The 14,358-nt window shown below is 29.1% G+C and carries 13 protein-coding genes; all 13 read right to left on the bottom strand.

Annotation, left to right across the window (positions count from 1 at the left end; translation table 11 throughout):
- Positions 1-181: 181 nt before the first annotated feature.
- The 13 genes from KSU54_RS12235 to KSU54_RS12175 all read right to left on the bottom strand — a co-directional run bounded on the left by KSU54_RS12235 (position 182) and on the right by KSU54_RS12175 (position 14,316).
- Positions 182-607 (bottom strand): hypothetical protein, encoded by a 426-nt coding sequence (locus tag KSU54_RS12235; RefSeq protein ID WP_009299767.1) that lies wholly within the window; start codon positions 605-607, stop codon positions 182-184.
- A 16-nt stretch (positions 608-623) separates the two neighbouring features.
- Positions 624-1,625, bottom strand: a complete 1,002-nt coding sequence (locus KSU54_RS12230; RefSeq protein ID WP_009299766.1) for a hypothetical protein — start codon at positions 1,623-1,625, stop codon at positions 624-626.
- A 47-nt stretch (positions 1,626-1,672) separates the two neighbouring features.
- Positions 1,673-3,175: a hypothetical protein gene (locus tag KSU54_RS12225; RefSeq protein WP_009299765.1), complete on the bottom strand. Its 1,503-nt coding sequence runs from the start codon at positions 3,173-3,175 to the stop codon at positions 1,673-1,675.
- A 14-nt stretch (positions 3,176-3,189) separates the two neighbouring features.
- Positions 3,190-4,359 carry a DNA-methyltransferase gene (locus KSU54_RS12220; protein WP_008792817.1) on the bottom strand — a complete coding sequence of 390 codons (1,170 nt, stop codon included), beginning with the start codon at positions 4,357-4,359 and terminating at the stop codon, positions 3,190-3,192.
- Between the two features lie 172 nt (positions 4,360-4,531).
- Positions 4,532-5,236: a CPBP family intramembrane glutamic endopeptidase gene (locus tag KSU54_RS12215; RefSeq protein ID WP_008792818.1), complete on the bottom strand. Its 705-nt coding sequence runs from the start codon at positions 5,234-5,236 to the stop codon at positions 4,532-4,534.
- A 343-nt stretch (positions 5,237-5,579) separates the two neighbouring features.
- Positions 5,580-5,726, bottom strand: a complete 147-nt coding sequence (locus tag KSU54_RS12210) for a hypothetical protein (RefSeq protein WP_008792819.1) — start codon at positions 5,724-5,726, stop codon at positions 5,580-5,582.
- A 359-nt stretch (positions 5,727-6,085) separates the two neighbouring features.
- Entirely contained in the window at positions 6,086-6,313 is a 228-nt protein-coding gene (locus KSU54_RS19495) for a hypothetical protein (protein WP_335755908.1), read from the bottom strand.
- Between the two features lie 285 nt (positions 6,314-6,598).
- Positions 6,599-11,905, bottom strand: coding sequence for a discoidin domain-containing protein (locus tag KSU54_RS12200; protein ID WP_009299763.1), 5,307 nt, complete (start codon positions 11,903-11,905; stop codon positions 6,599-6,601).
- Positions 11,906-12,591: 686 nt separating this feature from the next.
- Entirely contained in the window at positions 12,592-12,801 is a 210-nt protein-coding gene (locus KSU54_RS12195) for a helix-turn-helix transcriptional regulator (protein WP_008792821.1), read from the bottom strand.
- Between the two features lies 1 nt (position 12,802).
- On the bottom strand, positions 12,803-13,219 hold the full coding sequence (locus KSU54_RS12190; protein WP_008792822.1) for a hypothetical protein: 417 nt from the start codon (positions 13,217-13,219) through the stop codon (positions 12,803-12,805).
- A gap of 151 nt (positions 13,220-13,370) precedes the next feature.
- Complete coding sequence (locus KSU54_RS12185) at positions 13,371-13,670, bottom strand: TnpV protein (RefSeq protein WP_009299762.1); 300 nt, start codon at positions 13,668-13,670, stop codon at positions 13,371-13,373.
- Between the two features lie 142 nt (positions 13,671-13,812).
- Positions 13,813-14,034, bottom strand: coding sequence for a hypothetical protein (locus KSU54_RS12180; RefSeq protein WP_199414798.1), 222 nt, complete (start codon positions 14,032-14,034; stop codon positions 13,813-13,815).
- 63 nt (positions 14,035-14,097) lie between these two features.
- The gene (locus KSU54_RS12175; protein WP_029482346.1) at positions 14,098-14,316 is read right to left on the bottom strand and encodes a hypothetical protein; all 219 of its coding nucleotides are present in this window, start codon (positions 14,314-14,316) and stop codon (positions 14,098-14,100) included.
- Positions 14,317-14,358 lie beyond the last annotated feature (42 nt).

The following is a 14,358-nucleotide window of genomic DNA, read 5'->3' as shown; positions in this document are numbered from 1 at the left end:
TCATCAAAAATTTTTCTTTGTTTTCAGATTTTCCAAAACCAGGAACTGAATGTACTTTTTAATAAATAAAGCCTTCGAGTATTTTCTTCTCCAAAACGATGAACCTGCCATATATTTGATGTAAATATAGCCAAAATAACATGTTAGAAATAATTAATTAAGTATTTTAGTTTATTGTGAATTATAAAAACTGTTCTAATTCATCTAAAGCAATTTCCTGATTAATTCTTTCAACCTCAGTCTCATTCTTTAAATATTGTTTCTGGTTTTCTAAACGTTCTATTACCTCGTCAATATAATTATCTAGTTCAGCAGGTGTAATCGGTTTTATATATCCAAAAGCCTTTAAGGAAAGTTCATCACTATTTGGTGTAGAAATTTCTATTGAATCCATTAGAGCTTGTGCAAGTACATATCCATTAGCACCTTTTTGACATAAAACTTTTATTCTGTCAGGATCTATAATTCCCATATTCTGGATCAGTGACATAGAATCAGGATGTTCTCCTATAACAACTAATAACATCTTCATTCTTTGTCTAATATTAAAATGATAAGTATTATTTTTTAAATCTCTTAGAAATTCAACCGCACTGGTATAATCCATAAAAATTCAACTCCTTTTATATTTCTCTATCATCATCAATATCTTTATCCAAATGCAAATCTTCATTTGAAATAGCTTGTTCAGCAAAAATATTATTATGCAGTATTTTAAAATCATTTTTCAGTTCATCAATAGTTCCATAAAATAAAATATTTTTTGAATAATCATCGTTTTCTATAAAAATTGATATTTCATTTGTTTTTGAATTTTGAATAATTGAAATATCTTTGGTTATTGTTGATATATGTTTTAAAGTGGGCAAGGGCAGTTGACCTAAACACTCCATCATTAAATCAAATGGAAGTGCATATGCGTAAATATCCAATAAAAGCAATTTACTAAATACTTTGAATTCATCTAATAGATTCAATCCATGCATACATTCTTTAATTGTATCTAGATAAGCAGTATCTTTATCAACGATTTCAAAACTAATAATATCATTATCATTAAAATTAGATAGAATTCGTTTTAAATCTATATTATTTCTATAAATAATTTGGGCAATATCTTTCTTTTTCCCTGCAATGATATTATTATTGATGTAATAAACTTTATCTGCTATTTGATAATTATCAGCAAAATGACTTTTTAAAAAATTAGAAACAAAATAATTTTCATGTTTAATTATAGTCTCTGTATTATGCTTATTACTTCCTAGAGAAGTAATACAAAATTCATGATTATTGCTATTTTCATACCTATCCCAAGGCCAGTCTCCTGCGCCAATTCCATAAACGTGGATTTTAGTATTATCATCTAATACAATATCTGTTGCACTATATTCTGTAGTGTCGACATATTCATCATCTATCCATGTAACAGAAAAAGTATCATTAATTTCATTGTATTTAAATTCTAATTCATCAAATACTTCATGCATTTGTTCTACTACATTTTTTGTAAAGTAGGGTATTACATATCCTTTGAAAGTGAAATTTTTTAAAGAATAACCTTCAAAGCAAAAATTATCATCTTCAACTGCAAAAAATCCTTTTTTAGCTCTTTTTTGTATCATTTTTACAACTCCTTAGTTTTAAGAAAAAAGAGGCATTTTGCCTCTTTTTACATTTCCATTTCGTAATTATCTTCATTTTTATAAATTATATTATATTCTTTATACACATTGTCATCATTTTCTATTTCATTGTCAGATTTTGATATACTGATCTTGGATAATGTTTCATTTAAATTAATTAATTCATTATTCATTGGTTCTAATTGTAATAATTTACTTGATGTTATATCTTTAATCATTACTATAAACTCTTCCTCAGAATAATTGTTTAAATCATTTGTATTATAGTCAGAAATAAGACTCTGATATAGCATATTTATATCTTTAATTTGATTATTTTTAACCATTTTACAAATATCTTCTTTTAACTGAATCCCAATGTTATGTTTTTTAGATAATGTATTTAGCTGTTCTTCTAATTCAGCTACAGTGTCATTATTTTTATTGATTTCATTTAAATTGTCTGCAAGTCTTTCTCTGTCTTTATTTTTTTCCTCCCACCGCCAAAAATAATACTTTTTTTGCTGAAGTATTTCATTTTCCTGTTTTAATAATGTATTTTCAATATATAACTCTTTTCTACAGTTATTTATCTCACTTATCTTATTATTAATAAATTCGAGATGATTATCAGTATCTAACTGTTCAAGACAATTCCACCACAATGTAGAAATCGCTTTCCTTAAAGGAAAATCATCAGATAAATAAGTATCGTATTTTTCTAATAAAATGTATCTGTTATGTATATCCTGTATTATGTTATCCTGATTAGATTCTAATTGATATAAAATATCAATTCTTTCTTGTAACTGTTCTATTTCTTCATTCAGTACATTTTTTGTATCAGGAATCTGCAACCAAGCTTTTTCAAGTTCATAATTGCAATTTTCTTTCACCTTATCAGGCAAGTTTTCCCAGATAGCCATGAATTGAAGTGATTTAGATAATCTCCATTCATCTACATCTTCACCTCCATATTGCCCATACTGATATTGATCACATGCATCAAAATGTCTATGAAATGCACTATTTTCAACACAATTGACTATTGCCTCTCTTACTTTAATATTTTGTAACTGTTCATTTGATATTTGATTTAAAATATGATTAGGAATATTCATATCTGTACTTAAATGCATAATTATTTCTTCGATTGAAAGATTGTCATTACGTGACAATTCATTCACATAGTTGGATATTTTATTCTCGCTGTTATATTTATCGTTTAAAAATAAATATAATTTATCTTCCAAATCATCATATTTATTAATCAACTTTAAATTATGAAAACTTATATCAGTATATGGTTCAGCGAATATATCACCAAATCTGTCACCCCCAGGATAATTAATAATCAAATCAGTTTGATTTGTTAAATGAATAATATCTCGACGATCATAATAAAAATCACTTCTTTCATCAATATTTTCCCAACTGAATTCATTTTCAGGAAATTTAATTTTTATATATGATATTACATCGTCAATTTTGAGTTGTTTTGTTTCTTTGATAAGATTTTCAATTTTAGTTTTAATTAGTTCATTTTCCATAACTTTTCTCCAAATTATATTTCTAAATCATAATCATTTTCTAATTTCTCATATCCTACAGTACTTTCATTGGAATATGTAATAGGATTTATATCAATTATAGTAGCTTTTTTATCCAGCTGTTCTTCTATATTTTTTTTCATTAGATTAAAATTTTCTTTTGCTAAATTTCTTTTTTCCTGTGAGGTATTTTGTATATTTTCAACTCCTTCAATAACGATTGCATTTCTGGACACATTCAATGCAGCTACAGCTAAATTACCGCTTCCAGCAAACTGATCAAGAATAACTTCATATGGAAGCGATATATAACTGATTATTTCCTCTAGCAACTCGACTGGTTTTTCAGCCTGATGTACTCTTTTAGTTATACTTTTTGGCTGATAGTTAAACTGCGTAGGAAGCATACTTGATGTTCCGCTCATGTAATGAACAACTAAATTATTTTCCTCTAATAACGCTTTGACCTGAGATGAATCCATTCCTTTTATATCCAGACCATTATTTAATGCAGTTTGAATGTTTTTCTTTGCATTAAGTTTTAATGATCTGGGTTTTCCCTTTGAAAAAATCATAACATCTTCAGTGTTTTTTGATTTTCTTCCAGTATTAGCGACAGAATTTCCCTTTATCCATGGTACTTTCGCAAAATATTTCAACCCGCTTTTTTTTGCCATTTGTTTTATTTCGTACAGATACTCATAGTTGATTTCTGATTCCTCGGGTAAAAATTCAACTATAAAAGCACCATCTTTCAGTACTCGACTTTTCTCTTTAAAATCTTTTTCCTCATATTTAAAAAGTTCATATTCTGCAAAATTTCGATTACCGCCTTTTAACTGCTTAGGCAGTTTATAAGGATGATCAGTGATTATCCCATCAATAGAATTATCTTTTATCATTGATAAATCTCTGCCGTCACCATTAATTAAAAGACATTGATTTGTTGTTCCGTTTATTTGGCTCTCCACCTTATAAACGCCTCGAGAAACCCTTTTGAAGATTCCTCTATCTATGCCTTCATATATTCTCGCCCTAATACTTTCATCATTTACTCTTTTTCCTCTAACTTCTTTTACCAGTTCAGTAGCTTCTTTTATGGTAAAATTGTCCTGTTCATAAAAATAGTCAAACAGATTCATTTGAATTGTTGCTTTTTTCATTGAAGATTCTTCTAAACCCATTGATTCCACCTACTTTCCTTAATAATTTCTTAAAATTAAAGACAAAAAAGAGGCATTCTGCCTCTTTGCATAATTTTAACTATACTAATTTTAGCATAACCTTTGTTTCAAAAAGGCACAATTTTTTTTCAAAAAAGTGAACATTTTTTGAATATTATTCAACTCTTTTACTTTACATTAAAACAACAGCACATATATTTATCAGCATGTGTATTATTACTACCATCATCAGATTTTCTTTTTTATGATAAATAATATTAGTAGCAACATAGAAAATGAAATAATTAAACATACAGATAAATGCTGTTATATCAAGCTTAATAACTTCGCTTGCACAATGTAAAGAAGCAAATAGCAACCCTATGATCAAAGTCTTAATAATCCAGTGTTTTTTTAAACAATCAGTATTTTTAAAAAGCACGTATTTAAAAAATATTTCTTCAATAAATGGCAAAAGTGCAATACTTATAATACCCAGGATAACAGGGCTGTCTGTATATATATTTTTAATTAAATCATTATTGTATGTTGATGCAGTTATCATTGATTCATTAATATGAGTTAGAAAACTATTAACCATTACAAGAGAAAATGAAATAATTGCTAGTTTTAAACTGTTATCCATAACATCCATAGAATCATTCACAAACTTATTTTTAAAATAATCTTTTGAAATAAAAATCATTCCTATAAAAGTTATACATGTGACTGTCAATCGAAGATATACTGATAAATCATCTGGTACAACACTAATTAAAACTGCTCCAATTATAAAGTAAAACAGTATGTATATAATTAGCGCTTTGCATAAAATACTAAATCCTTTTATCATTGTATAATTTGTCTCCATATAATTTGCTTTCTTTTTTGAAATCATGAACATGTCTCCTTTTTGTAATTTTATAATTTAATTTATATATATTTATAATAACTATATAAAAAGCATAGCATATCTGTTTTACAAAAAAGGCACAATTTTTTTTACTATATTTCTCACAAAAAAAGAGGCAAACTGCCTCTTTTTTATGATTTTATCCTTTTTTCATATTCTCTTTCTAATATTTTGATACGAAATAATACCTTTACTAACCAAAATATTGTTAATCTTCCACCTATTTCCTTGTCCAGTATTGCATCATTTACATACATCACTTATTGCATCATATAAAGCATCTATTTTTTTAGGAGTTAAAACAAATATTCCTTTATTTTTCCAGAGGTTAAATGAATAATAGTCGCCCATGTGGGGTTTCAAGTTTTTTAAAATAATCTATAAAATCTTCGTCTTTCAGCTTGTCTACATTTTTTACAAAGAAAGAAAAATAATTATTGCTTGTTATTAATTTGCTTGCTACAGGTTTATTCATATTAACTATCCTACTGTAATAATCCATGCCCCTATATAAAGAGGGTACCGAGCGTAGTCAATACCCTTCTCAACCTGGACTTATAAAATCATTTTATCGAGTAGAAATCAATCTAAAAATCTTTAAATAAAATTCATGATTGAGAATATCTAGCAAAAATAATTTACAAGGATGCAATATTTTCAAAGCTTCAGGCAAATGCATATAATTGAGCAATTCCTCATACGTGTAACATTGACTTTTATTAGCTTGTTTTACAATTTCCTTATGTAAAGCATTAATAAATTTTTTATATCTCGTTTTATTAACAAGATGTTTAATTACAATTAATAATGCAAATAAATCTTATCGCCCTTGAATTAGTTCCCATTTTGTGTTTTGTTAAGTTTAAAATGGCTGTGATATGGTGTTATAGATATATTGATTACACCTTGAACAAAATTAAAAAATAATTCATCATGTGCACATAGATTTCTTGCAACAACAAGTAACTGGAGATAAGTATGTAATTTTGAAGCTCTTTTATTTTGAACATTAACAGTAAAAATAGATTTAGCAATATAGTCTTTATCACTCGGTTTCACTATTCCATATAAATTTCTAATTTATTCAAATGTAAAGACCTTCACAGCACCCCGCAGTAGAATTTATCCATGATTTATTTTATAGTGAATTATTGCATCATTCTTTCCCCATAGTTATGTAATTGATTTCTCAATTTGTTAATTGTTTCATCTCAATGCTTATTATTTTGATCAAAATTATTTGCAGCTAAATATTCATCACTACTTATCCCATAATGTTGAATAATTTCATAGGCAATTGTAAAACTCAAAAACGAAAAGGACCATTAGGTCCTTTTCGTGACTAGATTAATTGTTTTCTTTTCTTCTTTTCATGAAGTAAAGAATTGATGATAATGAAAGTAATGAAGTTAAGGCAAATGGTAATACATTTACTTTGTCTCCTGTAGCAACATCTCCTTTTACAGATGGTGTTACTTGACCAGGTTTTGATAGATTAGTTTGACTTCCATCTTCAACTTTAATTTCATTCTTTTCTAATTTATTAATTGCATCATTTAAAGATGTAATTAAAACTTTTAATTCACTGTTTGACATATCTGCAGTTGCAGCTTTTCCAGCAGTGATTGCTTTTTGTAAGTTTTCATAACTTTCTGTTGTATAGTCTTTAGCTTCATATCCATTAGCTTTATTTAATAAATCTTGTAAGCTATCGTATGTATAAATATTTACTAAATCACTACAAGTATTTAATAAATCAGCGTATGCTTGATCAATGTCTTCTTGAGTTGGTTCAGATTCATCTAATACATCATTTGCATTTTCTAATGCATTTTCAAAATCTAACCATGAATCAGCTGTATAATCAGATGAAGTTAATACACTTACTGTATCTACTAATTCTTTTAATGTAGTTTTGTTAGCTTTTAAAATTAAACGCATTTTTGCATCATTTAACGTTTTAATCATAACTTCTACATCATTTGCATCTGGATTTTCACTATTTAATAATGCTTCAGCTTCTTCGATAATATCATTTAAGTTATCTACAGATACTTTAGAATAATCTTTTGTATCAATAGCTTTTGCTGCATCAATAGCATCTTTTAATCCTTCAGTATTTACAACAACAGTACCATCATGGAATTTGATTTCAGCTGCTGAAGCAAATCCACCAACTGATTCTAAGAATTGAATTCTTATTCCATCAACATCATAAGCTTGATCAAAGATGATTTGTTTTTCAGTTGCATCATTTTTAAGATTTCCAGTTGCAATTTGTGTCCATTCATTAGAACCTGCTTTTTTAGCAGTAATTGCATATTTAGTTAAGATACCATTAGAACCTGTTTGTCTTGGTAAATATGAAATTCCACTTACACTTGAAGTGTTTTTAAAGTTAAATTCTAAGATATGTTTAGTTGTTGTATCATTCCATGGTGAATGGAACATAGTTCCTGGATTTCCATCTAATGCTTTATCAATACTACTTGATGCATCTTGAGATGGTGATTTACCAGTAATTAATGATGAATCAATGAAGTTTACATTAGTTGCATTAGATAATTTTAATGAAGCTAATGCATTAGCTAAAGCTAATTCATATCCATCTACTGTATCTTGCATAGATACAGGCAAACCATATTTAACATTGTTGATTGCAGCTTGTAACATAGCTACACTATCATCTGTATAGTTACTTAATGCAGTTTCATCAATTAATTTTAAGTATTTTTCTACTCTTGAATAATTAGCTTTTGTATATTCTACATCTTTTAATGCATTATTTAAGGCATTTAAAGCATTAGTGATTTCTTCTTGAGTAGGATTAAATTTATTTAATACTGCTTGTCCATTATTAATTAATGATTGTAAATTTGGATTTTTATCTACTAATTTAGAAGCAATAACTAAAGCGTTATCTAATTCCATAGTAGAATTATAAGTATCATTTACACCAACACGTACATCATCAACATATCCAACAAATGCATTTGTTTCACTACCAATTCTAGCAAGTGGTAACATTGTAGTTGCATGTAATGGTTTATAGTTTCCAGTTAAATCAGCCATTTCATTAGATGTTTTATCTTTAGCTGGATCAATAGTTGATACTAATTTTCCATTAACATATAATTCAGTAACATCTTTTCTATTTTTGAATTCTAATTCAACCCATTCATTTACTGGTAAGATGTAATTAAATGAGTAATCATGGTTTTCTCTAGAGAAACCAACTTTACCTGTATCCTTTTGTACAGCTTTGATACTTCCATAATCTGATTCAAATAAAATTTGTTCATCAATAGAAGCACTTGTTCTTTTTACTTTAACACGTAAATCATTACCTAAACCAGCAGTTTCCAAATCAGTTGTTACATAACTTTCTTTACCAGTTAATTGTAAAGCTTGTTTACCATCAACAGTTTTAACTTCTGCATTTTTTAAAGTATTAAATGTTTCATGTAAAATAACACCATCTTTATTTTCTACATCATAACCGAAGTTTGTTCCTGGAGCATCTCCTAATTGTTTAGCGACACTTTCAGCACCAGCTAAATCTAAAGATTGTTTACCCCATAATTTAGCAGCAAATAATGGTAATCCTTTTACAATACGATCATAAATATCATATTCACTCATACCATTTTCTAAGTAGTCAGTCATATCATTCCATACTGCGAAGGCTCCACCTATCATTTGTTTATCACCTGCAGGTACAGTAACACCACCGATAGTATTGATATTTAAATTATACATTGTTCCATTATTTAAATAATCATAGTAATATCCAGCAGCTGGTACGATGTAGTAGTTTCCATCATTACAGTTAATTAAATCGAAACCTTCTTCATACATCTTATCCATATTTGCCCAACCAAAGTTCCATAAGTTCATTTGAACATCTTTGCTTGTAACTTCAACATCACCTTTGATAGATGATAAACTTCCCCAAATCCGAGCAGTTCTACCTGTATCTTGAACATATTTTAACATATCATTACAGAATTTACGGTATGCAGTACCATCTGCACTGTATTCATCAGCACCAACATGTACTGTTGTTTGAGCATCAAATACTGGATCTTGACCTTTCATATATTCATCAAAGATTCCTTGTACGAATTCTACTGATTCATCATATTTTGTAGTTAAGTTTAAGTGATCATTTTGTCTACCGCTAGTACCATGTCTTAAATCAGGTCTAACTTTAGTAAGAGCTAATGAATGTGCTGGTGTATCAATTTCAGGTACGATATTTACACCATAATCTCTAGATTCTTTAATATAGTTTTTAAATTCTTCTTTTGTATACCAAACATCTTTAGCAGTTAAATCAGCTTTATTTAAACCACCATTTCCACCTTCTTTAACATCAGATTCAAGACGGAATGCAGAATAAGCATCAAAAACATTTTTATCATGTTTAGTATAATCTTCTAAAGGAATTAAGTTGTCATTTAAATGAATTTGTAAGTCATTCATCTTATACCATGACATTTCTTTAGTTAATTGTTTTAAGTAATCCATTGTAAATGTTTTACGACCAACATCTAAAATAAATCCTCTAACTTTATATAAAGGATAATCTCTTGCGATACCTTTATTAATATATTCATTACCGCCTTGTTTTAAAGATTGTAAAATAGTACGAGTTGCCCAGAAAGCACCAGTTGTTGTAAATGCTTCAACACTAATAGAATCTTGAATTTCAATGATGTTACCTTCATCTTGTAAACCTTTAGATTCATCAGTAGTTAATGCAAAATAAATATCTCCAGCTTTTACATCTTCTTTAGTTCCTTGAACAACTTTTAATGACCTACCAGTCATTTCTTTATAATCATCAGCTAAAGCTTGGGCAGTTTTCTTTAAACTACTATCTTTATAAACAACTTTACTTGATGATTGGATAGTATACTTACCAGTAAATCCTTTCCATTCTCTAAGTTCAGGTAATACTACTGGTGAAGCATTATCTCCTTCTTCTTTAGAATATTTTCCAGGAATTGTTTTTCTGATTTCTTTAAAAGTATAGTCTTTTGTTTTCTTATCAACCAATTTAAATGAAACAGATACTTCTGTATCAACGATTGGTTGATAAATTCTATAATCTGTATCTACAACTTGTTCATAATCAGTTCCATTATAAGTAATATCATAATCTTCACTACTTGGAATATTCACTTTTAAATGAGTATCTCCAGGTTTAACATCATCAATAGTGATTTTATCACCAATTTCAGAACTATCTTCTTTTAATTCACCACCATAAACCTCCATTTCATAAATAGAAATTGTATTCCATGTAACTCCACCATCAGGATCATCTGCTGTGAATGAATTAATTTTTAAACGTACATATCTTGCCTCAACAGCTTCATCTAATACAATACGTTCATTTTTATTTTTAGGTCTTGAAGTCGATGATTTTACTGTAGTCCAGTCAGAATCACTCATAGGTGATGATAATTCATCAGCAACTTGAAGTTCATAACTTGTTGCCTTTCTATTTTCCCAGAAAACTTTTATAGTTTTCACAGTATATTTTTCACCTAAATCTGTATAAATCCAATGAGGACCATTTCCAATATCACTTCCCCAACGAGAATCTCTAGCTGATGCATTTCCATCGAAAGCATTAGATGCCTCTACACTAGGATCTTCTTCTGAACTTGCATATCCAGGTTTTTTTAATGCAACGTTTGCAGTAGGATCTTGAACTTTATGCTCTGTTAAAGATACTTCAAATTCACGTGCAGATACTGAAGGATATCCAAATTGTTTAGTAACTTCAATTTTTACATAACGACCTGATACAGGTTCAGAAATCATTTCTGTAACATCTTTTTTTGTATTGTCTGTTCTTGTTACAACAGCATTACCAAAGTTATCTTTATCATCAGATACATAAATTTTATATGCGCTTGCATAAACTGTATCGCTTTCCCAAATAACACGGAATGTATTCATTGATTCAGTTTTTCCTAAATCTACATAAGCCCATTGAACTGGTCCCATTTCAGTAGACCAACGTGTACTTTCTTTACCATCTGTTAAGTTAGCTTTATCTAAATTAGCTCCATGGTTTGCTGAAGCAGTAACTGGTTTATTTAAAGCTAAGTTTACATTTTTTTCTGTTTCATTGACGTTATAGATTTGGAATTCTCTAATTGTTACATTTTGATAAGCACCAATAACTTCTTTAACTGTTAATTTAACATATCTATAAGATACTTTTTCACCTAAAACAACACTGTGATCACTTGTAAAACCATCTGCTTTTGCATCTTCATGTAATAATGTGAAGTTTTGATTATCATTAGATCCTTCAATCTTAAATGATTTCATTTTTTGTCCAACTTCATAATAAATCATAAACTTATTAAATTCTGTTTTGTCTTTTAAATCAACTGTAATTGATTGAGCTGGTTTATAACCATCTGTTGACCACCATGTTTCTAAATTTCCATCAATTGCCATTGCTGCAGAACGAGTTGTATCGTTGTATTGTGCAGTCGCTGTTGCTGTTTTTCCTAAGCATAAGTTTGTAGGTTCTAATGCGTTAACTGCTTGAGGCATCATTAATAACGAAATAAGCATTATTGCTGTTAAAGCCCCACATAAAGTTTTATTAACTGTCTTTCCTTTCATAGTTTCCCTTCCTTTATTTGTTTTTCAATACATGATTACACCTGATTACGTATTTTTCCATTTCACCTCAACTTTCCAACAAAAAAGACCGAATGTAATATAGACACACTTAAAAAATGTATCTATATTACATTTGGTCTTGCCTGCTTAAAGTCACAATCCAAATTGATATAAATTATATTATACTCTTTTTTCTATACATATCAATATATTTTATGCATTTTTTAAATATGTATACATAAATACATGAATTAATTGGTTTTAGAACTGATTATGAGATAATGACCAAGAAAAAGATAAACTTCTTAAAACATCAAGTAATAGATATAAAAATTGGACAAAAGTCATGTATTGCATCAATTATGAAAAATCCATAAAGATATGGGCAAATATTTTAATATATAAAAACACAATGATTATAATGGTAGAAGACCACATATAAGAGGCAGTGAATAACTACATATTCATATACTTGAAGATATATACAAAGCACTCATAGATATGAATATCAGCATTAACGAATTATATAGACAGATTTCAAATATAGAGAATAAAAAAACTCATAATGAGGATTTGGCTTTCCATTATTTACACTCTCAAGAAAAACCGCCGCTATGGTTTTACCCATACACGGCGGATTACATAGTTTTATGACAGCATTTACTGCTTCTTTATAAAAAACCTCTTTAATTTTCGCTATCTACAAATTCAAACAATTCTTCGACAGCCACATTGAATATTTTCGCTATATCCATAGCTAACTTTAAGGAAGGATTATATCTGCCATTTTCAAGGTGAACAATGGTTTCTCTCCTTGCACCAACCATCTCAGCGAGTTCACTTTGTTTATATCCTGCCTTTTCTCGGTATTCTTTGATTTTTGTAATGAGAGCCATATTACACCCCCTTGCTATCCATAACCACAAACATCACTGTTCTAATAATAGATAAAACCAAAATTGACAAAACAATTGTCCACCCAATAAATCCTGTATTGACGGCATTTGCATGACCGAGAATGGCAGCACCAAAAGCAACTACAACCATTACACCAACAAAAATTTTTAAACAAATTGAGTCACATCGTTTCAAGTTTTGTTCTGCCATTTCATCAACGCCTTCTTTCTTGTAATTCTTAATTCTCACATACTGAAACAAGAAAAAAGCAATGAGAACACAGCCAAGTACATACTGTGCTGTTAAATACCAGTCTTCCCAATCGGTTCTTGCCCACATCCAATAGTAGGATGTAAGAATGATGGCATAAACAATTTTAGTTCCGACAATTTCTTTTAAAGATACTTTTTTATTCATATTAGGCTCCTCTCATGTTATATATTTCGCACTTGAGATGTTATAAATATATCGCCTTAACTTATGAATGTCAATAAGGTAAGTGAAATATTTCTAACTTTCACGTTTTCCTAAAGACAAAGCGGCAGTGATTTCTCCCTGTCGCTTTGCCTTATGCGTAAATGATTTCCGTGTTCACAATCTCCACAGCACAAGCTCGAATGTTATTCATTCTTCCAATCCATTCAAAAGCATTTTCAGCTTTTAACTGCTCTGTTACACCTTGCGCCTGTTTCATTTGTTCGATAAATGTTTCTAAACGTTCCAGTGCCTGTTTGTTGATGTCAGCAAAATAGCTGTTCAATTTGCCACTTATCAAGAGCGTTGTGTAAGTTACATTTTTATATTCTTTCAGATAGCGTTTGTGTTGCTGTCCCCATAATTCTTGATTATAAGTCCCTACCTCACACACAATCCTTTGTTTTTTTGTATTTGATTTACTTTTCTTAGCAAGTATTCATGATCAGAAATCACTAATAGAATTATATCCGTATTTTCTAAATACGAATGTGACTCAATATAATTTTTTATTTGAATAGCCGCACTCTCTCCAGTTATACGCAAACTAATGATTGCTTAAGAATTCTCTTGTTTTTGATACTATTGCTGAATTTCCGAATATATTTGTTGATAAGAATCAATCTCTTCAAAGAATCGTGACAGCCCACTTTTCGAGAACAGTCTAATGCGATAAGGGTAGCTGGGATACAAACATATTTAATGTTTATTCCAGTTTCAAGACTTATCATCTCTGCCATATGCTTTAATGACCCCATATCATACACCCCCACTAGGTAAGTTTATTAAATATACTTAATTCTGTAACACCCATACCAGTGTTAAGCATATTTCCAGAGCCAAACATACCAATCGTTGAAGCAAGGAAAAAACATACTTAGTCCACCTCCAAAAGCCATTGCCCCTTGATCTACCTGGTCTGCAATTAAAGAATTTGATAAAATAATAATCAGAATAAATATTGGAAGTAACCTCATTGCACTATAATACATCTGGTTCATCATAGAGGCTGGATCCATTTCACTCATTTTTTCTACCATATCTGATGAAACCCCATCATATCTAACGTAATAGTCAGCATT

This window comes from Erysipelatoclostridium sp. MSK.23.31, assembly GCF_019125875.1.
Classification (GTDB): domain Bacteria; phylum Bacillota_I; class Bacilli_A; order Erysipelotrichales; family Coprobacillaceae; genus Thomasclavelia; species Thomasclavelia ramosa.
This window is presented reverse-complemented; position numbering and strand designations above follow the sequence as displayed.

What these genes read in the sequence shown, in the direction of transcription:
- KSU54_RS12175 (WP_029482346.1), bottom strand. Translation starts at nt 14,316, where the DNA reads ATGGTAGAAAAAATGAGTGAAATGGATCCAGCCTCTATGATGAACCAG.
- KSU54_RS12180 (WP_199414798.1), bottom strand. Translation starts at nt 14,034, where the DNA reads ATGGGGTCATTAAAGCATATGGCAGAGATGATAAGTCTTGAAACTGGA.
- KSU54_RS12235 (WP_009299767.1), bottom strand. Translation starts at nt 607, where the DNA reads ATGGATTATACCAGTGCGGTTGAATTTCTAAGAGATTTAAAAAATAAT.
- KSU54_RS12200 (WP_009299763.1), bottom strand. Translation starts at nt 11,905, where the DNA reads ATGAAAGGAAAGACAGTTAATAAAACTTTATGTGGGGCTTTAACAGCA.
- KSU54_RS12215 (WP_008792818.1), bottom strand. Translation starts at nt 5,236, where the DNA reads ATGATTTCAAAAAAGAAAGCAAATTATATGGAGACAAATTATACAATG.
- KSU54_RS12195 (WP_008792821.1), bottom strand. Translation starts at nt 12,801, where the DNA reads ATGGCTCTCATTACAAAAATCAAAGAATACCGAGAAAAGGCAGGATAT.
- KSU54_RS12230 (WP_009299766.1), bottom strand. Translation starts at nt 1,625, where the DNA reads ATGATACAAAAAAGAGCTAAAAAAGGATTTTTTGCAGTTGAAGATGAT.
- KSU54_RS12220 (WP_008792817.1), bottom strand. Translation starts at nt 4,359, where the DNA reads ATGGGTTTAGAAGAATCTTCAATGAAAAAAGCAACAATTCAAATGAAT.
- KSU54_RS12190 (WP_008792822.1), bottom strand. Translation starts at nt 13,219, where the DNA reads ATGAATAAAAAAGTATCTTTAAAAGAAATTGTCGGAACTAAAATTGTT.
- KSU54_RS12210 (WP_008792819.1), bottom strand. Translation starts at nt 5,726, where the DNA reads ATGAATAAACCTGTAGCAAGCAAATTAATAACAAGCAATAATTATTTT.
- KSU54_RS12225 (WP_009299765.1), bottom strand. Translation starts at nt 3,175, where the DNA reads ATGGAAAATGAACTAATTAAAACTAAAATTGAAAATCTTATCAAAGAA.